Origin of the sequence: Chryseolinea soli (assembly GCF_003589925.1) — a bacterium.
GTDB lineage: Bacteria > Bacteroidota > Bacteroidia > Cytophagales > Cyclobacteriaceae > Chryseolinea > Chryseolinea soli.
In genome coordinates this window covers 8,114,626-8,139,088 of the sequence record NZ_CP032382.1, presented here as the reverse complement: position 1 = coordinate 8,139,088, position 24,463 = coordinate 8,114,626, and the positions used below count along the sequence as shown (strand labels likewise).

Below are 24,463 nucleotides of genomic sequence, written 5' to 3'. Positions count from 1 at the left end.
CAATCAAATCCCAAACCGGTTTTTACGCCATTATTCCCCATCCGCCATGAATACAGTTGTTACTTGCTTACGCTTAAGCAAAATCAAGCCCCTTCTCATTGTACTTTTCTTCAATTTTTTTCTGCTGGTACTGGTCGCGAATGGCCAAACAGCGGGAGCGCTCAATCCCGACTTTAATGCCGCGGATCCGGGCCTGGTTGGCGCCGAAAGAGAGATTTATGCTTCCGCGATCCAAGCCGACGGAAAGATCCTGATTGGCGGACGATTCACATATTATCACGGTGAGGCCTTGGGGGGCATTGCACGCCTCAACACCGATGGAAGCGTCGACCATACATTCAATACCGGCTCCGGCTTTGGGTTTGAACATTTGTACGACCAGGTAGTGGTCGATATTCTGGTTCAACCCGATGGAAAGATTTTAGTCGGCGGCGACTTTATTTCCTTTAACGGCAGCGCTGCACACGGATTGATCAGGCTAAATGCCGATGGCAGTCGCGACAACTCCTTTAACAGCGAGGTCAGTTTCTTTATTGATCCGTTGGGCATGCCCCGCTACATGCCGGTGGTGCATACCATGCTGCGACAAGCCGATGGTAAATTCGTGGTGGGAGGAAATTTCACTGCCAAAAACGCAACCTCATCGAAGAACCTGGTGCGACTGAATGACGACGGCACGGTAGACAATACGTTTGCCATCGGAACCGGCGTCGACATATTGGTTAATGCCTTGGTGCAGCGCCTCGATGGAAAACTTTTTGTCGGTGGCTTTATCGAACAATTTAACGGTACCGCGGCGTATGACATGGTGTTGTTGAACCTCAACGGTACCCGTGATCTTTCATTCAATACCAACCTGGGTTTTAACGGACGCGTAAACGATTTTAAATTGCTTGCCGATGGAAAAGTTATGGTTTGTGGCGACTTCTCAACCTACAACGGAGTAAAGAGGGTCGCCCTGGCCCGCCTGAACAGCGACGGCACATTGGATACAGATTTTGATGCCGGCGAATTCAGTATCTACAACGCCGCCTATCTTAATGCCGTGGTGGTGCATCCGGATGGAAGAATATTCGTGGGTGGATTTTTCAACAGCCTCAATGGAAAAGATTATCGCTTCCTCGTTGCCCTCACCGCCAATGGTGCTGTCGACCCCAACTTTAAGCAAGAGTGGGGCGCCAGCTTTGTTGTGGAAAGTTTAGCATTGACGGCAGATAACAAAATCCTGGCGACTGGTGGATTCACCTCCTACAACGGGGTGACCCGCGAACGCATAGCACGCCTCCATGCCGATGGCTCCCTCGACGATTCGTTTAACACAAACGACACCTACCACTTCGACGATCAGGTGACGGCCGTGGCCGTTCAGAACGATGGTAAGATTATTGCCGGCGGATATTTTACATCATACCTCGGGAAAGCCCGCAATAAAATTGTGCGGATCAACGAAGACGGCAGCCTCGACGAAACGTTTGCTGTCGGTAAGGGCTTTAATACTTACTTCAGCGATCTCATCGTCCAGCCCGACAACAAGATTTTGGTGGCCGGCCAATTTTCGACTTATCAAGGCCAGCAACATCGAGGGTTAATCCGGCTAAATCCCGATGGAAGTGTAGACAACGCCCTGGCCGCAGGTACCGGCCTCGACGGCGGCGTGTTTTCGATGGCCTTGCAAAAGGATGGAAAAATTCTGATCGGCGGATATTTCTCAAATTACAATGGCACGCCACGTGGAAATTTTGCGAGACTTTTACCTGGCGGGACACTCGACCCCGCATTTGACGCAGCACTCACCTTCGACCAGGAGATCGAAGTACTGGCCGTACAGGAGGCCGACGGAAAGATTATTGCGGGCGGCAGTTTTACAAAAGTAAACGGCAATGCTGCTAACCACATCGTACGGCTAAACGCCGACGGTACGGTTGACAATACGTTTTTAATGGGAAGCGGCGTGACCGATCGCGTGTTTGCATTGGCCGTTCAAGCCGATGGGAAAATATTGGTCGGCGGCACCTTTTCGTCCTATAACGGCACGGCGGTTAAGAATATCGTTCGCTTGAATACCAATGGCACCATCGACAACACCTTCAACAGCGGCAGCGGCTTTGACCTTGGCGTATACAAAATTGTATCGCAGCCCGATGATAAAATTCTGGTGGGTGGTTACTTCACCAAGTACAAGGGCAACACACAAAACAATATCGTAAGACTCAATGCCGACGGCACGGTAGACCCTACGTTCGATGCCGGAACCGGATTTGATGGCGCGGTAAACGCGATAGCCATTCATCCCAACGGCACGCTTGTAATCGGGGGGTATTTTTATACTTACAACGATGGGCCCCGTTCGCATCTGGCTTCTGTTTATTCCGGCTTAAAGACCGGTCAAACCATTACGTTCGATCCGCTGCCAGGCAAAACTTATGGTGACGCACCTTTTGAAGTGCATGCCACCGCCACCTCGAATTTGCCTGTTTCGTTTTCCAGTTCAAACCTCGCGGTCGCCACCGTTTTGGAAAATCAAATCACGGTGGTCGGCGCGGGCACCGCGATCATCACAGCAACGCAGGCAGGCAACGAATCGTTTGCCGCAGCAAAGGCTGTGCCGCAGACGTTAACGATCCAAAAAGCCACGCAAGTCATCACGTTCGGTTCATTGGAAGAAAAAGATACCGACAGCGTGCCGTTTGATCTTACAGCTTCAGCTTCCTCGGGGCTGGTCGTTGCGTTCACCAGCAATCATCCCGAGATCGCATCCATAAACGGCAACACCGTTACCGTTCTGAAAAGCGGCGAAGCCACGATCCGGGCTTCCCAGGAAGGCAACGCCAACTACCTGCCGGCCACGCCGGTAGAGCATACACTCGTCGTAAAGCTGATCACAGCAACGGAACAGTCAACGAACGAACCGCTGGCGGTGTATCCCAATCCGAGTGCCGGATCGTATTATGTAAAAATTCCTGCTACAGGTTGCAGTACAAGTTATGATCTCTTTAATGCGATGGGGCAACTGCAGTCGGCCACGGCAGTGCGGTCCGGTGATGAACTCGTACTGAACCTCACCTATCAACCTAACGGCGTCTATATTTTGAAATGGAAGGATTGTGGCCAAACCCTGCAGGTGAAGTTGGTGAAAGAATAATCTCTTACTGCGCAAAAAGACTGCGTGATTAGATGATTCATTTGCCTAAAAAATGTATGAAAGACTCAGCTTTTAATTCAGGCCAAAAAGATAAAGTGGCCAGGTTACTTACGAGGCTGTTTGACCTTTTTTCGGCGAACAAGATCACATTACGTGTAACGCTCCCCAAGGGTCTAAACATTGAACATTCAGAGGAGAAGGTGACATTCATAGGGACAACGGATGAGATATCAGCGTTTGCCCACGAAATTCGAAAAATAGCGAAGTTCAAGGATGGAGCGCTGGTAAGCGTGGACCGGTATATTTTTAAAGTATCCGACTACAAGACGGAGGATGGCTTCCGAAACAACTGGATTGAACTCCCCGGAAGGGGATGGGGCGTGATGTCGAGTAAGTTCTTGGAAGTTGTTGAGGGATATGAGGAAAATCCATTTTGGTTCAACAGCTGTGGGTACACCGACAAACTTCCGCTGGACATCGGCGTCGAAGTTACGGACTTGAAGAAAGAGATGAAGGACGAACTACAGCATGCACCGCCAGCCGAATTAGACGGAGCACAGGTAATCAAATGGGCCTGGTCTGGCGACAGACCCTTTGGAGTAATGCCCTTTGTTGATGATGAGCGTGAAATAGAGATATACGGGCTGGCCATTTGCCGATACAAGGATACATCGCAAGTATATCGTTTTAGCTGCTCCAGCGATTGGGAAGTTCAGAATGACGCTCCTTACGATTCGATAGAGGAGGCGATGAAACAACTCCCTGATCAATACCGCAACGTGGAGGCTGAATGGTATGATGCATAAAAAAAATGTAAAAAAAATGGCTCCCTGATACGATTGCTTGCCAATTTTTTACGTTCATCAGCCTAAACATAGTTAAGCTCGAACCCATGAAGACAAAACTCGCTTTGTTATTTCTGCTGTTTTCTATTGAATCCGTTGCGCAACGCGACTCGGTCAGTGTTGAAAGGGGAAACCTGTTGATTAAGTTTTTGAAACCCGGTAAATCAACCTACCTGGTGACCTCTGCAAACGCCAAAACGGGAGCGGTTACTCAAATTTCAATGTGGAACCGCGAGACGCGATTTGAAAAAAAAGAGGGGCGGGACGTGGTCCTTGTGAAACAGATGAGATATTATGCGGATACTGTAAATAACAAGTTTGTCTATACCCTCTCTGATCGTGGCAGCCTGAGGACTATCTATGACTACACGAGGAGGCTAAGATCCGGAATTGAGGCATTCAATTATTTGCCTGGCCGGATCGTTGGAGCAGATACGGTTGAGCACAACACGAAAGCTGGTTTCGCCACGGAATTTAGGGATTTTCCATTTTGCTTCGAAATGGATTTGGAGACGCTGGCGTTGTTACCCATTAAGAAGGTTGGGCAGAAGTTGGCCATTAACTTCTATCACCCGGGAGGCGAAACGCCACCCCAGTATTATCCGGTAGAGGTTCTGAGTGAAGAGGATTTTTTGGGGCCGAATGGTGTGAAAATAAAGTGCTGGAAGATAAAACTGCAGTACGACAGCGAGAGCTTTGACTATAGCTGGATCAGTAAGGAAGGCCATGAGCTGTTAAAATTGGAAGGGCACTATCCGGGGATAATTTTTACGAAGCTCAAAACGATAACCCATTTTCAATAGTATGCGCCGGCGCGTTCAACTCTGCTGTCTCTTTTTAGTCCTGCTGGAGGGTTGCTCCGACGCAGGCCACGATTTGTCAGGGACGTGGATACGATCCAAGAACGGGAATGTAAGCGAAATCTTTATTGTTTTACCCAACGGCGACTTTGTCTCCAATCTGATCGACGACTCCAACCAGGTCGCTATCGTGGAGAAGGGTGCCTGGCGAATTCAGAACGATAGTGTCACCTTTCAGTTTTTGCAGGTAGTTCAAGTGAACGACAGTACACGACTAGTAAAATCCCCGGGAGACGAGCCACCGGTGACCTACAAGTTCAGCTTTGATTCTTTTGAAGAACTTAAAATCGGATCAACACTATATAAAAGGCTGTGAATATTTTATTAGCCGGCATTTTTCTCTATAAACGTGATCAAGCGGCGGAACATCCGTGCAGATTGAAAGCTGGAGATCATAAAAAAGAATTCCGATTTTTTATGTGATGCTTGGGAATTTCAAGGTTCCCAAACGACTCTCCCCGACCATTCGATGGAAGCATCATTCGCCACAGTCTCGTCTTGATTCCGGCCGGATGATCATTAATGTTTGACCTGGCGAAAAGCGTTATCTTGTGTAGTTCTTGCACGAATGATGCGCTTTTCTCAATGTATAACCTTCAAAGTCAGCATCAGGAGAAAAAGCGAAAGGCCGATTAAAAAGCTGATCATTTTTCTTGTCATTGTTTTTATCTTTGAATAGTTGAACTATGATTCCTTCTAAGGATCATTCGGAGCGGTCTTGTCTTGATTCTGGCCGGATGATCCGTCTTAATGTCTGACCCCTTGAAAAGTAACCCGTTGCCCAGTTGAGCTTTTCTCCACCCGATAACAGCCATGGTACTTTTGTCAAAGTAAGAAAAGGGTTTCCCCGTTTTTCCTGATTCGATTGCCAATTGAGTTTTTTGCAAGCTGCCTGCCTCGCTGAATACCGGGTTGCGCCAGTTGAGGATGCCGGCTGGGGAATTTATGATCAGCGGTTTGAAGATTGAAAGCGAATGCAGGTGATTGGGGAAAAACTATCAAAAAGAGAGATGGGAAAATAGCTGCTTTGGAACGAATCAACCCTTCGCTTGATGGGCGTCGATAAACTCAGAGGGCGACATTTCGAACTGTTTTCTGAACTCCTTGCTAAAATACTTGCGGTCGTTAAAGCCAACGGAAAACGCAACGTCGGCCACGGACATAGAGGGCTGCTTCAAAAGTTCGGCAGCCTTTTTCAGCCGCATTTCTTTAATAAGGTCTGCAACCGAATAGCTTGTAAGGGTTTGTACTTTCTTGTAAAGGACAGACCGGCTCATGCCAATTTCAATGACCAGTGCATCGACATCAAATTCCGGGTTATCCATTTTTGATTCAATGATGGCCATGAGTTTGCCGATAAACTTTTCCTCTGGCGAATTTGAAGTTAAAGAGATCTTGCTGGGCTGAAGGATCAGTTGTTGCGAGAACTTCTCGCGCATGATCTCCTTCGCCATGAGGAGATTTTTTATGGTAAGCTCGAGTATTTTCGTATTGAACGGCTTCGAGATGTAGGCATCGGCGCCAGTAGCCAGGCCTTGTACCTGGTGCCCGATAGAGGAACGAGCCGTCAGCAGGATTACCGGTATGTGATTTGTGTTCTCCGTGGACTTAACAGAAGCGCACAGTGCGAGCCCATCGGCGCCCGGCATCATGATGTCGCTGATGATGAGATCGGGTATGTTGCGCTCCATGGAAAGAAGGGCATGCGATCCGTTAGCGAACTCGATGATATCATAGTTTGGTCTTAACGTATCGGCTATAAATGACCGGACGTCGTCATTGTCTTCCGCTATCAAAATGGTCGGTTTCACCTGCGCTGCAAAGACCGTTTCCAATGCGTCGTTCTGCACGGGATCCGGAAACGATTCGATTTCCGGGTAATCATCCGGATAGAGTGACTCGGAGACGATCTGGGTCTTATCAAAATGGTCTGTCCCTTTTTTTAGCGACACTGTAAAGGTGGTACTACCGGCTTTTTCGTCGGTCCACGTATGGCTCTTAAAATGCAACATGCCCTTGTGGAGTTCCACGATAGTCTTTGAAAGCGCCAGCCCAACCCCGCTCCCCATGTTCTGCCTGCCCGAGTCATCGACCTGATAAAAATTCTTAAATAATTGATCCTGGTGCATTTCGGGAATTCCCTTCCCGTTATCAGAAACATGAATATCCACCCAATCCTGGCGGGATTCGATGCTCAAGACGATCCTGCGATGGTCTGGTGTGAATTTAAAGGCATTGGAAAGAAGGTTGAAAACTACTTTTTCAAGATGATTTGAATCGAAGTAAAGTCCTATCGATTCTTCATGGCTTAAAAACTCATAAGCAATGCCTTTGTCGTCTGCAAGCCCTTGGAAGTGTTCGAATATCTTTCTGCAAAAAGGGACGATGTCGTGTTGCGATATATAAAGTGACATATGCCCCTCTTCGGCCTTGCGAAAGTCCATGAGTTCCGTGACAAGCTTCAGGAGGCGCGAAGCGTTATTCCGGATCAGGTGAAGTTGCTTACTGGTGAATCCTTCACCGGGAAAACTATCCATCAGTTTTTGTACCGGTCCAAGAATGAGTGTAAGCGGGGTTCGGATCTCATGCGAAATATTTGTAAAGAAATTCATTTTCATTTGGTACAACTCCTGCCGGCGTTCATTCAGAAGATGCTCCATTTGCAAGTCAGCACGCATTCGCCGCCGATAATCCATAAGGCCCAGCACGGCCGTTACAAACCCCATGGCCAGTAAAACGTAAAGGGCATAAGCCCACCAGGTTCTCCACCAGGGAGGGAGCACGATCAACGCTACTTTTCTGATTTCGTCACCCCACTGCTTGCCATCGTTCGATGCCTTGATCTGAAGGGTATAACTGCCCGGCTGGAGGTTGGTGAAATTGACGAGCCGCTGATTGCCTAGGGGCTGCCACGCGTCATCGCCTCGTAGCCCTGCAAGTTTGATGGCATATTGGCTCTTTTCCGAATTGATGTAATTAAGGGCAGCAAACTTAAAACTAACGAGGCCCTGGTTATAGTTCAACGTTATTTTGTCAACCCGTGTGGGTGACTTTGCTATGGGAGATTCGCTTCCGATGGGAACGCGTTTGTTGTTGATCAATATTTCCGTCAACACAATCGTTGCTGGACTGGTGTTTGTCAGCAATTTGTCGGGAGAAAAAATAGACAACCCGTTCGGTCCGCCAAAGGCCAGTTCATGCGTTTGAAGCGACAGACCACAGGTGTTGGAAAATTGATTACCCGACAGTCCGTCGGACGATTTGTATACCGTAAAGTGGAAATCATCAACATGAAATGGGGCACTGAATTTTCGAAACGACAATTTTACAATGCCCAGATCGGTACTAAACCACAAGTTCTGATCCTTGTCTTCCGTGATGGCGTGAATGAATTGATCGGGTAGACCCAACAGGTCTGTGATGGGGTAGAATTCCTTTGATTTTATGTCGAAGTAGTTTAGCCCGCTTTCAGTGCCAATCCACATCCTGTGCTTCGAGTCAACGAAGAAGACCGTGACGTGATTGTGACTGATGTGGCTTTGAATGTCCCGACTCCTTCTATAGAGTTGCGTAAACGCCTTCTTTTGGGTATCGTAGTACGACAAGCCGTTCTGAGTGCCTACCCAAATATTTTCCAATGAATCTTTTAGGAGTGCAGTAACGAAATTGTCTGCGATCGATCCTGCGCCGCCTTCATTTAAGTACGAAAGAATGGTTTGCCCGTTGCGGAAGAATTTCAATCCACCTCCGTTTGTACCAATCCATGCGCCACCGTCATACGGTAATATCGTATTGACGATCTTCTCACCGAGTCGCCCCTGCCGGATGGGAATATCGAAATGGGTGATTTTTCCGGACGGTTTTTGTAAGACGCTTAATCCCTCCAGGGTGCCTATCCATAAATTCTTTCCGTCGTCGGCCAGTGATTTGATACCATTGATGATCCTTCCGTGGCGCGGCGACTTGACTGAATAGTGCGTGAAAGAATCTGATTTTCTATTGATATGACTTACGCCGCCGCCATAGGTACCCACCCAAAGCGAACCATCAGCATCTTCCACCAGTGCGTTCACCAGTGGATGCAACAGCCCCTTTGGACCGACGGCTTCACCGATATTGCTAAAGTTTGAATTTCCGGGGTAATAGAAATCAATGCCACCGGAGAAGGTGCCTACCCACACACAAGATGCGCGATCCTTCATGAGGCACCGCGTTGCATTGTCGCTGATCGTGTTCGTATTGGTAGGATCGTGCAGATAGTTGGTAAACTGATGGGTTGTGGTATTCAATTGACTAATGCCATTCTGTGTGGCAAACCACAATGTGTTGTTATCATAGATCAGAATATCCTTGATCCAGTCGGACGACAAACAATTAGCGCAATGCTCTTTGAAAACATACGATTGTATTTCATTTCTGACAGCGTTGAACCGAAAGACGCCGGAAGTTTCCGTGCCAAACCACAGGTCGCCATCGGCGGTTTGCCGGGTGACAACAACTTTTGTAGCCTGGTGTAGCTTGCTCGTCTGAATAGCATCGGGCAGGGTGAGCATTTTTCTTGAACCGGGATCAAATCGGTTCAGCCCACTTTTTGATCCAACCCACAGTTTGTCTTCGTGGTCTATGTATAAGGAGTACACGGCCTCGTTGGCGATCGAAAGGGTGTCCGTTAGGGAGGCCTTTTCCAGCGTTTTAGTGGCTCGATTCAATTTCTTCAGGCCCGCGAAAGTACCGATCCACAAGTTTTTCCGGCCATCTTCGGCGATCGCAGAAATGTAGTTTCTGCCGCCTTTTGCCTTGACGATGTCAATGGATTCAAAGGTTTCAAGATCGCGATCGAAGCGATTTAGCCCATGCGCGGTGGCCACCCAGATGGTTTTCTCATTATCCATAAAAACAGCATTCACGCGATCGTTGCTGATGCTGGTTGTATCGGAAACGTTGTGCACGAATGTTTTGAATTCATAGCCGTCATAACGGGTAAGGCCTTTCAGATTGCCGAACCAAATAAAACCCTGATCGTCCTGCAGGAATGCCGAAACCGGACTTTGCACCAGGCCTTCGCGATAGGAAAGGTGTTTGAAATTGACAGGGCCTGTTTGTGCAGCCAGCAAACCGGACTGGAGCCCTGTGATTAGTAATACAAGGTAATATTTACGCCTGGCCGTTACCGTAAAATTCATAGGCTGTAGGTGCAACTCAAGTTAAGCAAATTTAAAAAAATGTGCCTTCAATCAGTGGCGATGTGTTCAATCAGGACATTTGTACCCCTATTTCCAAACGAATTTCGCCCCTTCCTCGCCCGTCCGTCTACAATATTTGTGCAGGCAAAAACAAATAAATCGATCACACTAAATCTAAATCTTATGACACATCAACATCCATCGAACTGGCCTGCCGCCACCAATGAGAATTTGAAGAAGGGCTTCAGAATTCATCTGCTTGTTTTTCTGCTGGCCACACCGGTCCTATGGCTGGTTTGGTACCTCACCGACAGAACGTATCCGTGGCCGCTCTGGTCAACGCCGGCATGGGCCATCGGCGTACTCTTTCACTACCTCGGCGCATTCGTTTTCAGAAAATCAGTAAACCATTAATACCCATCGCATGAACGAACAGCCAAAGCTATTCCGGCGCATCGTGACAGGCCATGACGCCGAAGGGAAAGCCATTATCATTCCCAACCTGCCGCCGATGACGACACAGCTTATCGGCGGGCCCGGTGGTCCTACTTTCTTTGAAGTATGGCACACAGTGGAAACACCTGCTCTGATCACGGCACAGCCTGGCGCTCCAGACGAGCATAGCCTGGTGCTGGCGCCTCCTGGAAACGGGACCCGGATACGGGTTATCGAATTTCCACCGGAAGGCGATGAGATCCGAAAACTTACCGGGGCAGATGCCCAGGCAAAATTCAAATCCATGGGCAACGAAAGCGCCTCGACTTCACAGGCAGGCGCGCCTCACCCCTTAATGCACCGTACGCAAACCGTGGACTACGGCATCGTGCTCGAAGGCGAGATCACGATGGTTCTCGATCGCGGCGAGACCACCCTCAAGGCCGGCGATGTCATCGTTCAAAACGGTACAAACCACGCCTGGGCTAACCGGTCAGGAAAGATCTGCCGCATGGCTTTTGTCCTGATCGATGGGCGATTCTCCCATGACCTTGCACCAAAAAAATAATAGAACGATGCGCATCAAACCGTTACCACCCCATACCCTCGGTGTCGAAGCCCGCCACGTGCATGACGAGATCGCCAACCTCATTGGGCGAAGTCAAGGCCCGGTGACCATGATCGACGAGCAAGGCGCGTTGCTTGGACCCTTTCCGCCCATGCTCCACTACCCACAGTTCGGTGTCCCGGCGTTAAGCTTTATACGAACGCTGGACATTCACGCGACACTTGAAAAACGGGTACGTGAAGTTGCCATTCTCACGATAGGGGCAGCGTTCGGTGCCCGCTTCGAGCTTTATGCACATGAGATCATGGCGATTACGTTCGGTCTTCCTCCCAATGCTATCGCAACGCTCGCAGCAGGAGGGAAGCCTCATGGATTGAACGAACAGGAAACCGTTGCCCACGACATCGCCAGCGCGCTGGCAAGGGGACGCATTGTTCCTGACGCAACCTATCAATGGGCAGTACACCTGTTCGGGCGTGAAGGCGTGGCTGAGCTTTTCTTCCTGATCGGTGGCTATACTCTTGTGGCGATGATCTTGAACGGATTCGATATGCCGGCACCCGACAACATCCGATAGACACGGTTTTACGAAAGCACTCATGAACAATCAAAATTTTAAAAAATGGAAAAGACAATCTTAGCGCTGCTATCGGCAGCATTTACATCATTTGCATTTGCAACCTATACAGGCGAGGAGAACACCACCGCCGCCACAAACACGTATGTGCTGGTACACGGCGCTTGGCAAGCGCCCTATGTCTGGGACGCCGTGCGCACCGACCTGGTCAACAAAGGTAACCAGGTGATCATTGTCCAATTGCCGGGTCATGGCGATGACCACACCCCGCCTTTGAACCTGACGCTCGATGTTTACAGTAATAAGGTTATCGACGCCGTTTCGAAAGTAAACGGCAAAGTGATACTGGTGGGACACAGCATGGGCGGAATGGTGGTGACCAATGTAGCGGAAAAGATTCCCACCAGGATCAGCAAACTGGTTTATATCGGCGCGTTCCTTCCTGCTTCCGGACAAGCGCTTACAGACCTGGCCTATTCGGATCCCGATTCCCAGCTAGGCCCCGCGTTGGTTCCCTCAGCCGATAAATTAACACTCGATGTTTTGAACGACAAGGTAACCGATCTGTTTGTAAGCGACGGTTCGCCAGCCGACAAAAAACGGGTGATGGAAAATTATCGTGCAGAACCCGCTATTCCATTCTCCAACAAAGTGAGCCTGACCAATGATCATTTCGGCATCGTCAGTAAGGTCTATATCAAGACGCTTCATGATGTCGTGATCTCACCCGGCCTTCAAGACCGGATGATCGCGGGGGCAGGTATCAAAACCATCTATCAGCTCGAAACCAGCCATTCCCCTTTTCTGGCCAAGCCGCATGAAGTGTCAGATCTATTGCTCAAGATCGGGCGATAACGCAGCGACCACAACATGGAGACAAGCATGCTACTATCATTTTCAAAGAAACGCATGGCGATTATTTTAACCATGCTGTTCCTACTGTGTCAGGTGAACCCAAAAGCACAACACCCCGATGACGCTGTTGCCGGAGAATCCATCCAATCTAACCACGATGACTTCGCGGCAAGGCTAACCCGGTTTGATGTTAAACCGGATCACAAGGTCGCATTCCGAAAAACTGTAAGCGACTATGTGGCGCGTTCCCTGGAACAGGAAAGCAATGTTTTATCGGAAGCCTATTATGAGCAGGAAGATCCATCCGTGTTGTGGCTCATCGAAAGATGGAACAGTAAAGCAGCGTTGGAAAAGGCAGGCAGGAGCTCATCCTTTCAAGCCATGGAGTCGTTAGCGAAAACCGCGCTGTCAAAGCAACCAAAAAAAATCGATGTGAAAGATCTCGAACCCATCTCCAGACAGCAATGGCGGAGTGTCGTCAGAAAAACAGATGATCCGATCACCATCATGCTGTTTGTGGATGCAAAAGCAGGAACGGAACACCATTTTAAGACGGTGTATCACACGGCCATGCCGCAATTCCGCAGTGAGCCAGGTGTTATTACTTATCAGCTTTCACAATTGGAAACGGACAGTACGCAGTTTGTTACCTATGAAAAATTCAGAAATGAAGATGCCTTTCAATACCACCTGAAATTTCCACCGATACAGCCTGTGATCGACTATCTGAACACCAGCATAAAAAAGCAACCCTTCCGGGCTGGCCTTCACAAGCTTATCGAATTCGCGCCCCTGATCCGGAAGTAACAGGATGGTCTCAAACATCACCCGTAACAACAAAAATGAAACCTATGAAAACAATAAATCAATTCATTATAACAAGTATGATCATGATGCATGCTGTCGTTAACACGAAGGCCCAGGTTAAAGTAGCCGCCGGCCAAATCAAATCACATGAACTGGAAGTGCTGAACCAATTGACCACTCGCTCCGCGGTGGTCAATATGCCCGTATCGCAATTGCTTAATGCTCCCGGAAATGAAACGTTGAGGGCGTTCTTTTTTACTCCGGTAACCAATAGAACAGTATTAAAAGGTAAGAAGATAGCGGTGCTTGCCGCCGATGGTTTCGAAGAGATAGAACTGTCGGGGCCCGTATGGTACTTCCGGGAATTGGGCGCCCAGGTGGAGATCGTTGCGCCTAAATTCAATCCCGCTCCTGAACGATACGGCCTGAGCACACCGGAAATGGCAAAGACACATATCATGGCCATTCAATACCTACAACCTGTAGGCTGGATTAAGTTTGACCGCACGGCAGACCAGATCAAGGTCAGCGATTACGACGCCATTTTCATTCCGGGTGGCGCCTGGAACCCGGATAACTTGCGATTAGACAAAGACGTGATCCGTTTTATTCAGGATTTCAACAAGTCGGGAAAATTAATTGCTGCGATCTGTCACGCGCCGGTGGTGTTGGCATCTGCCGATATTCTTAAAGGGAGAAAACTTACGGGTTACTGGAACATCCAGGTTGATTTGAAGAATGCAGGCGGTACCGTGCTGGAAGAACCTGTAGTGATCGATGGGAACCTCATCACCAGCCGTCACCCCATCGATGTCGCCGATTTTTCGAGGGCCGTTGAAAACTGGCTGACCCGGCACTGACCACCAGAGAAGACCCAACACCGGGTGACGCCGATGACAGATTGGTTTAGAAAACATCAAAGCATTAAACGCATAGACATGAAAGCCTTAGTGATCGGCGCCACCGGTGCAACGGGGAAGGACCTTGTTGATAGCTTACTCCATGACGCGGACTACACCGCGGTTGTGATCTTTGTTCGTACGGCTACCCAACGAAGTCACCCCAAACTCACAGAGATCCTCACGGATTTCGACCACCTGGACGCTGTATCTCCATTCATCCATGGAGATGTTTGGTTTTCATGCCTGGGGACAACGCTGAAGACAGCCGGTTCCCGCGACAGACAATGGCATATCGATTTTGAGATCCCGTTAAAGTTTGCAGAGATCGCTAAACGAAACGGCGTCCTTCGTGCCGTGTTATTGTCTGCGTATGGAGCGAAAGCCTCCAGCCCCCTGTTTTATTCTATGGTCAAGGGTAAATTGGAAGATCAGATCGAAGCCCTTGCATTTCATCAATACATTATATTCAAGCCCGCGATGCTGTTGCGCAAGGATACCGACCGGTCGGGCGAGCGGGTGAGCGCACCGCTTCTAAACCTTCTAAGCGGCTTGGGGCTATTCAGAAAATTCAGACCATTGCCTACGTCGGTACTCGCTGAAAAAATGGCAAAAGCTCCAAAAACGCTCTCTACAGGACTACACATCATCATGCCCGATAAAATCCGCAATTTTTAGCTAAGGTTCCCTGGGAAAAAGTGCATTAGCCTGCCAAGAAGGAAGGAATTACTGAAACATTCGATCAATGGTAACGGGTATCCCGTGTCGTGTTAATAAGCATTTGGTTTGCTGGGCGCATGGTTTCCGTAGCCAGTTATAAAATGAGACCCGCCAGATACAAGGTGGAACTAGCCAGCATCGTGACGTGACATTACTTTAGCCTGAGAAACTTTCAGGCTCGAAAGACCCGCTATTGTCCTCCAGAATCTTTTGCATTGCTGTGGTAACACGTCCGTCCTGGCATGCACCAGCGACGAGACGGATTTTATATGCTGTTTTTCCGTCAACATAATAATATGAATAGCAGTATGATCATGAATTTGCAGACAACTCGTCATGAGCTCTTCGCGAGCTTACGGAAAAAGGAATTCGCCCGGCTGGATGAAAGTGGGCATACCTACCTGGATTATACCGGTGGCAATCTCTATCCCCAATCGTTGGTGGACGCCCATTGCGATTTTTTGAGTCGCGGCGTTTATGGGAATCCTCATTCCAGGAATCCTGCTTCGCTTATGTCGGAGGAATTTGTGAAGGAAGCGCGTGATCGTGTATTGCATTTCTTCCGGGCGCACGACTACTATTGCATCTTTACCGCAAATGCCACGGGAGCCCTGAAGATCGTTGGAGAATGTTACCCGTTCTCTTCGAGCGCTCACTTGTTGCTGACGACGGATAATCATAATTCTGTGAATGGCATCCGGGAGTATTGCAAGAACAAGGGGGGTGCCTATACCTATAGCCCTATGAACCGGAAGACCCTCACGATAAACGAAACGGAGTTGAGCCGGCATCTGCAAAGTCATCCCGATAAGAACGAAAAGCTGTTTGCGTTTCCGGCACAGTCCAATGTTTCAGGCGTTCAACATTCGCTGGAATGGATCAGCAGGGCGCAGGAGGAAAACTGGGACGTCCTATTGGACGCCGCTGCTTTTGTTCCAACATCAGCATTGGATTTAACCATTCACGGCCCCGATTTTGTCTCCCTTTCGTTCTATAAAATGTTCGGCTATCCAACCGGTATGGGATGCTTGCTTGTTAAAAAAGAAAAATTTCATAAACTGAAGAAAAGCTGGTATGCCGGAGGCACCATTACCTTCTCAGCCGTGGCACACGGTGACTTTTTTTTAAAACACGATCATGAGCGATTTGAAGACGGCACCATTAACTATTTGAATATTCCCGCGATCACGAACGGACTGAACTTTATCGCTTCCATCGGGATGGAGAATATCCATAGTCGTATAAAGGAGCTGAGTCGGTACATGCTTTCCGAGCTAAACAACCTTTATCATGATAATGGATCGAAGCTGATAAAATTATATGGGCCCAGGCATGTTGAAAACCGGGGCGGCATCTTTATGATGAACTTTTTTGACGTGAATGAACAATGTTACTCACCGCAACGCATTGAGCAACTGGGAAGTTTTGAAAAGATATCCTTTCGAACCGGATGTTTTTGTAATCCGGGCATTGATGAATTGAATCATGATATTTCATCGGACAAGTTGAGAAATTATTTTGACGAAAGGGATCACGGCGATTACGATGATTTTGTCGCCTTTACGGGCAAGACCCGGGGCGCCGTTCGGATCTCCATCGGAATCCCGACCACGAAATCTGATATTGATAGGTTTATAGGTTTTGCACGAACCTTCCTTGATAAAACAATTTCCTAATTTCTTTGACGGTTGCATCGGAAACAGCACCCGCCAATTTGCTACTTTTTTGTCTGTTGGAGATTGGAAGCCGAGGGCTTGCATTTAAGAGCATTAATTTGCAATTTGCAATACGCGAATTAAGAATTTATGCGAAAACATGCCGGAATGAGGCCCCAGGATGTGCCCATTCTATTAAAAATACTGTCCTACGATTATGCCGGCCAATCCAATTGGCAAATGAAACAGATTGCCCAGGATCTTCAGGTTAGCCCCTCTGAAATCAGCGAATCCTTAAACCGGTCCTTCCAGGCAGATTTGATCAGTCAGGATAAACGAAAGGTCAATAGGCTCGCGCTGCTAGAATTCCTCAAACATGGAATACGATACGTTTTTCCTCAAAAGCCGGGCTCAATTGTACGTGGTATCAAGACCGCTCATAGTGCACCGCCGCTTAATCGCCTTATCATATCAAATGACTATTATGTATGGCCCGCAGCAGAAGGCGACGCCAAGGGACAGGCTATCGAGCCTCTTTATCCTTCTGTAGTAAACGCGTCCCAAAAGGACCCCTATCTGTACGAGTGCTTGGCGCTCATTGATGCCATTCGTGTTGGCCGCGTTCGCGAACAGGAGGCCGCACGGGAAGAACTGTCTAGACTCCTTCAGCGAAATGGAAAACAAAACGATTAATATCGGGGTCGTTAAGAAGATCGCCATCGCATTAAAGGACCTGCGCGAACGAGTGGCTTTTGTTGGTGGTGCTGTAATCAGTCTCTATACCGATGACCCGGCGGCTGACGAGTTGCGCCCGACCAAAGACATCGACTTGAGTGTGACGCTCGAAAACTATTCAGCCTGGGTAAAACTTCAGGATGAGCTAACGAAATTGCAGTTTCTTCCGGACACCTCGTCCAGTGTAATCTGCAGATTTCTTTATGATGACATAACCGTGGATATTATGCCTGATGATGAACAGGTTTTGGGATTTTCGAACCCCTGGTATAAACCAGCGTTGCAGAACATGCAAGAATATTTGCTACAAGACGGCCCGACAATCAACATATTTTCGCTTCCGTATTTTCTGGCGACTAAATTTTCGGCATTCAACGGACGAGGTAAAGGTGACAATCGAGGCAGCCACGATTTCGAAGACATCATATATCTAACGGATAACTGCATAGGAATTGTCGCCTCTATACAAAACACTGACGCCGATGTTCAACAATTCCTTCTCGAAGAATACAGGAAGATCTGGACTCATCCTTATCGCACAGAAATCATTTCTTGTCACCTTTCACCGCTTATTAGGGACGCACGATATAACGTCATAGAACGAAAGATCGAAAGCATTATCGCATTGGAAAAATAATTCTATCCAGTACTCAGGTGTTCAACTTTTAGTAGACAAAAATGCCCGCTGAAAAATGGCAAGAGCTCTCAAAACGCCCTCTGCAGGACTATACATCATCAAATCTGCGATTTTTCGCTAATGTCTCCCTCATTACGCCTGATGTTGATCAACAAAAGGCAAAAACCAATCAGTTTATCCGTGATTTCAAACGGGTCGTCGGTCTTTAGCTATTGAAAATCAGACTGTTACAATTGTTAACATTGGATCTCTCATGGAATGCTGTCGTTTCTTGGAAAATGTGCTAAAATAGATGCTCTGTCTGTGGCGGCCAGGCGTCGCAGAAATAGGGTTCCAGGAGGTGGTCGTTAGGTGTTGCCGAAGGCACAATTTATCGCTATACTTCTACCGCATAGAAAGGGCTGCAAGAATAATGACGATAAATGCCGGATTGGTCAAAACTTCCCTACACCGCTTGGTTCAAGGTTCACGGATGAAATACGCTCTCGGCATCCTTGCGCTGCTAGTGGCCCCGGTCGCCTATTCGCAAGAATACCTGGGCGATGTAGACAGTCTTAAAAGGGAATTGGGATCCCTGCGCATGGATACTAACCGGGTGCTGGGCTTGTGTGATATTTCCAGTAGCTATCATTCTGTGAACGTTGATTCATCATTACATTATGCCCAACAAGCGCTTGCCTTGGCCAAGCAACTGCACTATAAAAATGGAATGGCATGGTCCTACCTTTTGATCGGCCAGACCCACTCCAGGAGAAACCAGATTGCGCAAGCCATTTCCTGCTATCAAAAAAGTATTGATATCGCCGACTCGGTTAACAATGCAACCATTCTGTGCCGCGCATTCGCCAATATTGGCTGGTGCATGTTTGATCTGGAAGATTATTACAGGGCTATTGATTATTTCAAAAGGGCACTCGATTTTCAGAGTGTATTAGGCGACCAGGACGCTTACTTCATCACCCTTAAAATAAATATTGGACAAACATATCTCGCCAATAACCGGTTGCCCGAAGCGGAGAAGTACTTGAATATGGCGCTCGCGTATGATCCAAAGGAAATTCCAAACTACGGATATTTGCTCAATATGCTGACCGCGCTGCGCCTGGAGCAACAACAATACGCCAGGGCCGATTCGTTGTTAAACGCCACGTGGAATTTTATCAAACCCCTTCCCGATAAAATAGACAAAGCGGACAACCGATACTATTTTGCAAAACTCAAGTTGATAAAGGGTGATGTTCAACAAGCTTTTCATTACGCGGAAGAAGCGTATCACCATTATGTGCAAATAGGCTCTAAATCCGACATGGAGCGCATCTGCATTTTGCTTTCGACCATTGAATCCAAACGGGGAAGAACACAACAAGCCCTCGACTACCTTCTCCAAAGCAATGTGCTGCGCGATTCTGTTCACAGCAGTCGGGCGAAGTACAGCGAACATTTATTCAACGACCGCGAGCAAACGCGAAGGACGTTGCTTCAAGAAAAAGACAAAGCATTGCTTCAAGCCGAAAAGAGAAATCAGCAACTTCTGGGAATAGGTTTGTTGTTCATTTTCGTGAGCATTATTGCAGGCTTGTTATTTTTCGTCCGGCAAAGACAACAAACCTACAAGAAGCTTTTGGTGCTGAACGAAAAGCTGTCCGCACTAAACGGTGAGTTGGTTGAAAAAGAGACCGCCATTGCCAACCAAAACAGTTTGCTGCTGGAAACGATCCATTCAAAAGACAAACTCTTCGCGATCATTGGTCATGATCTGCGCAGTCCGCTCAATTCACTAATGGGACTTATGGATTTATTATCCCATCACGATGATGCGTTGACACCGGTGGAACGTCAGCAGTACCTCGGTGATTTGAATAGATCATTGAAAAATCTGAACAACCTCACCGGGAATTTATTGGAATGGAGTTTCTCACAGACCAACACCATTAAATATATCCCCGAAGTTTTTGATATGGGTCAAGCGCTCAATGAAAGCGAAGAATTGTACAGGGATTTAGCGCAGGTCAAAAAGATAACCATCGTCAACGAGAATAAAACAGGGTTGTGGGTTTGGGCTCACCCGCACTCGATCAAAACCGTGATCCGCAATTTGCTTTCAAACGCCATTAAGTTTACCCGCGAAGGCGGAGAAGTTATGCTGCACGCAGAGCTATCAGAGGGCTTCATTAAAATAGCCGTGATCGACAACGGCGTTGGCATTCGAGATGCGATTTTGGAGAATCTCTTTAAAATTGGAGACAAACGCTCCACACCGGGAACAGCCAACGAGAAAGGAAGTGGATTGGGATTATTGCTGTGCAAGGAATTCGTAGAAAAAAACGGCGGGACGATCACCGTGGAAACCGCCGTGGGAAAAGGCTCTGCATTTTATTTTACCGTACCGGTCGCTTCGCCTGCGCAGATCGAAGACAATTTTTCGTGATGGGTAGGGCCGAACGACCAATGAAAGAGGCAACAATGTCTGGCGGTTCGTCAGAGCCACGGATGAAAAAATAATTAGTGGTTATAGACCAATACCCCAGTCTATATCTTCCCAGGGCTTAACAACATTGTTGGTAACGAGTTTCATTGTTGAAAAAAAATCCTGCCTGTTCATTAGGTCTATTCGAATATTGTTACGCACGAGATTTTCATTCACTGCGTTGGATCGCGATTGCGCCGAAAATCTGTCAGCTGATGACACGATTATACCGTGTTTTGAATTTTCCATCACGCAACTTCCTATTAATTCGCGAACTATACTCGGAGCCTCGACTGCCTTCGGATCTTTTCGATGTTTCACCTGAACAAGAATTGGCATATTGTTCAAAACCATATAAATATCGACTCCATTGTCACCCGGCCCACCGACGTGCCGAACTTCACAAGAAAAGAAATCTTTAAACACTGATGCCACCAGCATCTCAAACTGCTGAGGTTTAATCAAATTGTACTTATCGTGATTGGCATTCAAATAATGACGAATTAATTCAATGGGGGTGGCGTAATCGTCAATTGCGTAAGATTTTATAATCCCTTCATATTCCTCTCGAACAGTCGTTATCAATTCTTTATTATGCAGGCGCTCGCTACCATGTGTTATTTTCAGATATTTAGCATTCCACCAGTTGCATTTCTCACAGTACCTAATCTCAAGAGACACGGAGGACGTATCAAGCGATCTTATTGAGTTCTTTTTGTCGATTATTGACAATACCTCATCACAATAGATACAGGTACTTGAATCAGTAACCGCCTTCTTTAGTCGATGGTAATTAAGTGGAGAAATCTCTTGACCCGAATAGTAGTATCTTGAATGTGAGCTGTCTCTGATTGAAAGTATATCCTCTGTGTGTGAGGATTCATATGTAACATAATCCTTATAGCTGATGATTTCATTCATGTCGTCCGTATTATCGTCAGTAGAAAGAACAGAAAGAACTAAATAAGACGTAAGTGCCTTGAATACGATTAGCCGGTTCCTCCTGGACATTGACTTCTGATTGCGGATGGCTGAATACTCGTACCAAGAAAATAAAAAAAGCCCTATGATATCACAGGGCTTTCTCCAGAGGTGGAGCCGGAGAGAATCGAACTCTCGTCCAGAGAAGATAACGCCGTACCTTCTACATGCTTAGTTGACTTTGATTGTCGGGTGTGGCAAGGCAGGCAACAGCCAAACTACACCTTAGTTACTGTGTCTTAGCCGTGCTTAGCAACATCGCACGGAGCAGTTCTGCATAACGACACCGCTAACCAACGCCTGCAAAACAACAGCGCTGAGCGATGATGGCTTTCCCGATCTTATCGGGACGAGGCTAATTTATCCTATCGGATAAATTAAGCAGCCATGGCGTAGTTAGACTCGCCAAGTATGGTTTGGAACTATCTTTTAAGGCTCTCATCCCATGAGCCTGCATGCTTATATACGTGGTTAAACATCCTGTCAAAACCGGTCGGCCCCAAATGTCAATGAACACTTCGGCAGGTCGTTTCCTGCAAAAGGGAGACAAATATAGAGATAAAATAGTTCTATTTCTTATCCCCCCGCTCAATCGCCTTCGTGATCGAACTCACGATCTCATCCAACTTATCAGCCGAGCTTTGTAAATGATCCAGAACATCCTGACCTTCTTTCGTGGTCGGGAGCTTTTTTAGCAGGTTGATCAAACCCAGGATGCTGGCCACGGGACTCCGCAGCTTGTGGGCGTTGATGAAGGCGTATTCTTCCAGGGCTTTGTTCTTTTTCTCCAGTTCGGCCGTGCGTTCGTTCACGAGGTTCTCCAGGTTCTCGTTGATGCCGCGGATCTCCTCACCCTGGGCCTGGATCTCCTGGTTCTGCGCCTTGATCTCTTCGTTCTGGGTTTGGATCTCGTCGTTTTGCGCCTGGATCTCTTCATTGCTTTTTTGCAACGCGAGTCGCGCCTTGATCTCGCGGATGGTGAGATTGTAGCGCGTTTGAATGAGCATCGTCATAAAGGCGAACGACGAGAGGAGGATCAGCCCGCCTTTCACAAAGAATGCGTTCAGTTCGAGGGCTGGATTTTGTTGGATGAAGTAGGCCGTAGCCACCAGCGAAAGGGTGGTGAGCACCACGGAATAGGGCCAGTCCCAGGCCACGAACAAAGCCGCGCCGATGAGCAGCGCGGTATAGTTCAGGTTGTGCCCCACCAGGTTTGCATCGCCGATGAGACTATAGGTATAGGCATTTTGCAGGGAAATGAGCAAGAACGGCACCACCGCGATGATGTAGGACGGCAAGTAGTATCGCTTGCGCAGGTATAGGGTGGACAGTGTAACGAGGGATACGAAGACCCGGATCGAGAACACATATTGCCAGCTCGCAGGGATGTTGAAATAGTCGGTGATGGCAAACAGCGGATCGAAAATGATGGCAGCCCAGGCGGCGACGATGTGATACTTGGTGGATGACTTCTCCAACTCGTACTTCCACGACGCACTGGGCACTTGCGAAATCAGGGCCTCCTCCTGAAGCGGCGGCTTAAACTTTTTCATCCCGTCCGAAGTATAACAAAAACTAAACTGAGGTAATAGTTTATGTAAGAGATATGATCAGAATATGCGGTTGCCAACGATAACCTGGCCACCACACGACATTAACAGCGCAAACGCAATGCCACGGATCCATTCCGCCTATCTTAGCGTCTTTGCGTGTCGGCGGTAAAATTATTCATCCCCGCTCTCCCAATTTGAATCGAATCCCTATATTCGGTATCCTTAAACCGAACCCAGACGCTCCATGAAAAAGGACCTCTTCATCCTGCTCTTATTATTGCTCGCCGTGTGTTTGCCTCCCGCTGTGCGCGCGCAAAAAATAACACCGGCTACCACCCCCGAAGCCGCCGGCTTTTCTTCTGAACGGCTAAAAAGACTCGACACCAATTTCAACGACTGGGTGGCCAAGGGTTGGATGAACGGCGCCGTCGCCCTGGTGATCCACGACGGAAAGATCGTCTACTACAAAGCCTTTGGCTATAACGACATGGCCACAAAGGCGCCGCTCGCCAAAGACGGCATCTTCCGCATCGCCTCCCAAACCAAGGCCATCACCAGCGTGGCCGTGATGATGCTGCACGAAGAGGGCAAGTTCCTGTTGGACGATCCGGTTTCGAAATACATTCCCACGTTTGCCAAGGCCAAGGTGCTCGTCAAGTACAATGCGAAAGACACGACCTACACCAGCGCGCCGGCCAAACGCGACATCACCATTCGCGACCTGCTTACCCACACCTCGGGCCTGGACTATTCCGACATCGGCAGCGATACCGCCCGGGCCATCTACGCGAAAAACAAACTGACCGCCGGCCTGTATGTGACCGACGACAACCTGGTCGCCGCCATGTCGCGCCTGGGCACTTTGCCGCTGATGCATAACCCTGGCGAACGCTGGATCTATGGTCTGAACATCGATGTGCTGGGTGCGTTGGTGGAGATCTGGTCCGGAATGTCGCTCGACGATTTTTTCCGCACGCGCATCTTCGAACCGCTGGGCATGAGCGATACCTACTTCAACATTCCCCCCGCCAAGGCCAACCGGCTCGTAAACTTCTTCCGGGAAGATTCCACGGGCCACATCGTGAAGGAACCGTATGCTTTCGGCCGGTTGGACATGAGCTATCCCCTGCACAAGAAGACCTACTTCTCCGGCGGTGGCGGATTGTCGTCGACGATCTTCGACTACGGCATTTTCCTGCAAATGATGTTGAATGGAGGCACCTATAACGGCGTGCGACTGTTGAGTCCCACCTCCGTGCGGCTGATGACCATGAACCAGATCGGCAACCTGTCGCTCGGCGACGGCAAGTTCGGTCTTGGGTTCAGTGTTTTGACGGAGGCGGGCAGCCCGCATTCGCCTGCCAAACCGGGAACCTACGGGTGGGGCGGCGCTTTTTCGACGACCTACTATGTGGACCCCGCTTCCAAGCTCGTCGTGCTGCTGTACCGGCAAATGTGGGGCTCGCACATGGGGGAGATGTCCGGAAAATTCGATGTGCTCGTCTACCAGGCCCTGAAGGAGTGACGTCGGGCTGGCCTGGGAT

The 24,463-nt window shown here is 48.4% G+C and carries 19 protein-coding genes and 1 other RNA gene; 16 read left to right on the top strand and 4 right to left on the bottom strand.

Translation table 11 applies throughout. The features are described from left to right. The first annotated feature begins 46 nt into the window (after positions 1–46). From D4L85_RS33815 to D4L85_RS33800, 4 genes are all read left to right on the top strand, one after another. Positions 47–3,142 carry a T9SS type A sorting domain-containing protein gene (locus D4L85_RS33815; protein WP_119758509.1) on the top strand — a complete coding sequence of 1,032 codons (3,096 nt, stop codon included), beginning with the start codon at positions 47–49 and terminating at the stop codon, positions 3,140–3,142. Between the two features lie 56 nt (positions 3,143–3,198). After that, positions 3,199–3,948 (top strand): hypothetical protein, encoded by a 750-nt coding sequence (locus D4L85_RS34905; RefSeq protein WP_228450720.1) that lies wholly within the window; start codon positions 3,199–3,201, stop codon positions 3,946–3,948. A gap of 86 nt (positions 3,949–4,034) precedes the next feature. After that, positions 4,035–4,790, top strand: a complete 756-nt coding sequence (locus D4L85_RS33805) for a hypothetical protein (RefSeq protein ID WP_119758508.1) — start codon at positions 4,035–4,037, stop codon at positions 4,788–4,790. A gap of 1 nt (position 4,791) precedes the next feature. After that, positions 4,792–5,163, top strand: coding sequence for a hypothetical protein (locus D4L85_RS33800; protein ID WP_119758507.1), 372 nt, complete (start codon positions 4,792–4,794; stop codon positions 5,161–5,163). Positions 5,164–5,884: 721 nt separating this feature from the next. On the opposite strand, the gene D4L85_RS33795 is transcribed toward D4L85_RS33800, so the two are convergent. After that, complete coding sequence (locus D4L85_RS33795) at positions 5,885–10,030, bottom strand: hybrid sensor histidine kinase/response regulator transcription factor (protein ID WP_119758506.1); 4,146 nt, start codon at positions 10,028–10,030, stop codon at positions 5,885–5,887. 183 nt (positions 10,031–10,213) lie between these two features. Here D4L85_RS33795 and D4L85_RS34600 point away from each other — a divergent pair, with 183 nt between their 5' ends. From D4L85_RS34600 to D4L85_RS33740, 11 genes are all read left to right on the top strand, one after another. After that, complete coding sequence (locus tag D4L85_RS34600; protein ID WP_160144191.1) at positions 10,214–10,444, top strand: 2TM domain-containing protein; 231 nt, start codon at positions 10,214–10,216, stop codon at positions 10,442–10,444. Between the two features lie 10 nt (positions 10,445–10,454). Then, complete coding sequence (locus tag D4L85_RS33785; RefSeq protein WP_119758504.1) at positions 10,455–11,033, top strand: cupin domain-containing protein; 579 nt, start codon at positions 10,455–10,457, stop codon at positions 11,031–11,033. Next, positions 11,011–11,610 carry a carboxymuconolactone decarboxylase family protein gene (locus D4L85_RS33780; protein ID WP_119758503.1) on the top strand — a complete coding sequence of 200 codons (600 nt, stop codon included), beginning with the start codon at positions 11,011–11,013 and terminating at the stop codon, positions 11,608–11,610. The genes D4L85_RS33785 and D4L85_RS33780 overlap by 23 nt, the downstream gene beginning before the upstream one ends. Before the next feature lie 45 nt (positions 11,611–11,655). Continuing rightward, a complete protein-coding gene (locus tag D4L85_RS33775) occupies positions 11,656–12,465 on the top strand; it encodes an alpha/beta fold hydrolase (protein ID WP_119758502.1) in 810 nt (269 codons plus the stop codon). Between the two features lie 54 nt (positions 12,466–12,519). Next, complete coding sequence (locus tag D4L85_RS33770; protein WP_160144190.1) at positions 12,520–13,272, top strand: putative quinol monooxygenase; 753 nt, start codon at positions 12,520–12,522, stop codon at positions 13,270–13,272. Positions 13,273–13,316: 44 nt separating this feature from the next. Next, a complete protein-coding gene (locus D4L85_RS33765; RefSeq protein WP_119758500.1) occupies positions 13,317–14,132 on the top strand; it encodes a DJ-1/PfpI/YhbO family deglycase/protease in 816 nt (271 codons plus the stop codon). A gap of 78 nt (positions 14,133–14,210) precedes the next feature. Beyond that, positions 14,211–14,849 carry an NAD(P)H-binding protein gene (locus tag D4L85_RS33760; RefSeq protein WP_119758499.1) on the top strand — a complete coding sequence of 213 codons (639 nt, stop codon included), beginning with the start codon at positions 14,211–14,213 and terminating at the stop codon, positions 14,847–14,849. Between the two features lie 356 nt (positions 14,850–15,205). Beyond that, complete coding sequence (locus D4L85_RS33755) at positions 15,206–16,567, top strand: aminotransferase class V-fold PLP-dependent enzyme (protein ID WP_160144189.1); 1,362 nt, start codon at positions 15,206–15,208, stop codon at positions 16,565–16,567. A 219-nt stretch (positions 16,568–16,786) separates the two neighbouring features. Beyond that, on the top strand, positions 16,787–17,239 hold the full coding sequence (locus tag D4L85_RS33750; protein WP_228450719.1) for a hypothetical protein: 453 nt from the start codon (positions 16,787–16,789) through the stop codon (positions 17,237–17,239). Next, the gene (locus D4L85_RS33745; RefSeq protein WP_160144188.1) at positions 17,220–17,918 is read left to right on the top strand and encodes a nucleotidyl transferase AbiEii/AbiGii toxin family protein; all 699 of its coding nucleotides are present in this window, start codon (positions 17,220–17,222) and stop codon (positions 17,916–17,918) included. Before D4L85_RS33750 ends, D4L85_RS33745 begins: the two co-directional genes overlap by 20 nt. 472 nt (positions 17,919–18,390) lie before the next feature. Beyond that, positions 18,391–20,346, top strand: coding sequence for a tetratricopeptide repeat-containing sensor histidine kinase (locus D4L85_RS33740; RefSeq protein ID WP_160144187.1), 1,956 nt, complete (start codon positions 18,391–18,393; stop codon positions 20,344–20,346). A gap of 81 nt (positions 20,347–20,427) precedes the next feature. On the opposite strand, the gene D4L85_RS33735 is transcribed toward D4L85_RS33740, so the two are convergent. From D4L85_RS33735 to D4L85_RS33725, 3 genes are all read right to left on the bottom strand, one after another. Next, on the bottom strand, positions 20,428–21,306 hold the full coding sequence (locus D4L85_RS33735; protein WP_160144186.1) for a restriction endonuclease: 879 nt from the start codon (positions 21,304–21,306) through the stop codon (positions 20,428–20,430). A gap of 169 nt (positions 21,307–21,475) precedes the next feature. Further along, positions 21,476–21,867, bottom strand: a transfer-messenger RNA (tmRNA) gene (gene ssrA, locus D4L85_RS33730). 68 nt (positions 21,868–21,935) lie between these two features. Beyond that, positions 21,936–22,919 (bottom strand): histidine kinase dimerization/phospho-acceptor domain-containing protein, encoded by a 984-nt coding sequence (locus tag D4L85_RS33725; protein WP_119758493.1) that lies wholly within the window; start codon positions 22,917–22,919, stop codon positions 21,936–21,938. Positions 22,920–23,163: 244 nt separating this feature from the next. Here D4L85_RS33725 and D4L85_RS33720 point away from each other — a divergent pair, with 244 nt between their 5' ends. Then, the gene (locus D4L85_RS33720; RefSeq protein ID WP_119758492.1) at positions 23,164–24,444 is read left to right on the top strand and encodes a serine hydrolase domain-containing protein; all 1,281 of its coding nucleotides are present in this window, start codon (positions 23,164–23,166) and stop codon (positions 24,442–24,444) included. Positions 24,445–24,463 lie beyond the last annotated feature (19 nt).

What these genes read in the sequence shown, in the direction of transcription:
- D4L85_RS33795 (WP_119758506.1), bottom strand. Translation starts at nt 10,030, where the DNA reads ATGAATTTTACGGTAACGGCCAGGCGTAAATATTACCTTGTATTACTA.
- D4L85_RS33735 (WP_160144186.1), bottom strand. Translation starts at nt 21,306, where the DNA reads ATGAATGAAATCATCAGCTATAAGGATTATGTTACATATGAATCCTCA.
- D4L85_RS33755 (WP_160144189.1), top strand. Translation starts at nt 15,206, where the DNA reads ATGAATTTGCAGACAACTCGTCATGAGCTCTTCGCGAGCTTACGGAAA.
- D4L85_RS33720 (WP_119758492.1), top strand. Translation starts at nt 23,164, where the DNA reads ATGAAAAAGGACCTCTTCATCCTGCTCTTATTATTGCTCGCCGTGTGT.
- D4L85_RS33765 (WP_119758500.1), top strand. Translation starts at nt 13,317, where the DNA reads ATGAAAACAATAAATCAATTCATTATAACAAGTATGATCATGATGCAT.
- D4L85_RS33775 (WP_119758502.1), top strand. Translation starts at nt 11,656, where the DNA reads ATGGAAAAGACAATCTTAGCGCTGCTATCGGCAGCATTTACATCATTT.
- D4L85_RS33780 (WP_119758503.1), top strand. Translation starts at nt 11,011, where the DNA reads ATGACCTTGCACCAAAAAAATAATAGAACGATGCGCATCAAACCGTTA.
- D4L85_RS33740 (WP_160144187.1), top strand. Translation starts at nt 18,391, where the DNA reads ATGAAATACGCTCTCGGCATCCTTGCGCTGCTAGTGGCCCCGGTCGCC.
- D4L85_RS33745 (WP_160144188.1), top strand. Translation starts at nt 17,220, where the DNA reads ATGGAAAACAAAACGATTAATATCGGGGTCGTTAAGAAGATCGCCATC.
- D4L85_RS33785 (WP_119758504.1), top strand. Translation starts at nt 10,455, where the DNA reads ATGAACGAACAGCCAAAGCTATTCCGGCGCATCGTGACAGGCCATGAC.
- D4L85_RS34905 (WP_228450720.1), top strand. Translation starts at nt 3,199, where the DNA reads ATGAAAGACTCAGCTTTTAATTCAGGCCAAAAAGATAAAGTGGCCAGG.
- D4L85_RS34600 (WP_160144191.1), top strand. Translation starts at nt 10,214, where the DNA reads ATGACACATCAACATCCATCGAACTGGCCTGCCGCCACCAATGAGAAT.
- D4L85_RS33800 (WP_119758507.1), top strand. Translation starts at nt 4,792, where the DNA reads ATGCGCCGGCGCGTTCAACTCTGCTGTCTCTTTTTAGTCCTGCTGGAG.
- D4L85_RS33725 (WP_119758493.1), bottom strand. Translation starts at nt 22,919, where the DNA reads ATGAAAAAGTTTAAGCCGCCGCTTCAGGAGGAGGCCCTGATTTCGCAA.
- D4L85_RS33760 (WP_119758499.1), top strand. Translation starts at nt 14,211, where the DNA reads ATGAAAGCCTTAGTGATCGGCGCCACCGGTGCAACGGGGAAGGACCTT.
- D4L85_RS33805 (WP_119758508.1), top strand. Translation starts at nt 4,035, where the DNA reads ATGAAGACAAAACTCGCTTTGTTATTTCTGCTGTTTTCTATTGAATCC.
- D4L85_RS33815 (WP_119758509.1), top strand. Translation starts at nt 47, where the DNA reads ATGAATACAGTTGTTACTTGCTTACGCTTAAGCAAAATCAAGCCCCTT.
- D4L85_RS33750 (WP_228450719.1), top strand. Translation starts at nt 16,787, where the DNA reads ATGAAACAGATTGCCCAGGATCTTCAGGTTAGCCCCTCTGAAATCAGC.
- D4L85_RS33770 (WP_160144190.1), top strand. Translation starts at nt 12,520, where the DNA reads ATGGCGATTATTTTAACCATGCTGTTCCTACTGTGTCAGGTGAACCCA.